General features: G+C 34.7%; 1 pseudogene. It reads left to right on the top strand.

Going from position 1 to position 565, the window contains the following annotated elements:
- Positions 1-565, top strand: a pseudogene (locus IR152_RS19835) (phage tail tape measure protein); the annotation flags it as partial.

Genomic DNA, 565 nt, shown 5'->3' with positions numbered 1-565 from the left:
GAACTCTTTAAAAGCAACAGGACCACAGGCTCTAGAAACATTAAAAAGCTTAGGAGGAAAAGCAAACGAGATTTTTAAGGGAGTAGATTTTAATTCTTCTATAGATGCACAAAAAACTAAAGTATTGCAAAATTTAAATAGCTTAGGATTAGAAGGAACGCAGGCTATAGACACATTAAGAACTATTTTCTCGCAGGCTTCTACTGCACTAGATACTACAAACTTAAAAAAAGGCTTGAGTGATACATTTAATTCATTTAAAAGTGGATTCAATAAGGATGGTATGAGTGGAGCAATAAATAGTATGCTTGGAACTATTAATCAAGCAGGACCACAAATACAAGAAGCTCTAGGGAAAATGGATGGAAAGATGGGGCAAGTATTTGCTGATGTAGACTTTAGCACTCCAATTGAAACTCAAGCTTCTAAAGTTTTAGAAAATCTGAATAATCTAGGAATAGAAGGACCAAAAGTTTTAGAAACTGTAAGGAGTATCTTTGCTCAAGCATCTTCACAAATACAAGGTTCAGCTTCTCAAACAGCACAACAAGCGAATCAAGAAGTA

It is taken from the genome of Clostridioides sp. ES-S-0108-01 (assembly GCF_020662285.1).
Taxonomy (GTDB): domain Bacteria; phylum Bacillota; class Clostridia; order Peptostreptococcales; family Peptostreptococcaceae; genus Clostridioides.
The sequence above is the reverse complement of the archived record's forward strand: the minus strand, read 5'-3'. Positions and strand labels throughout refer to the sequence as shown.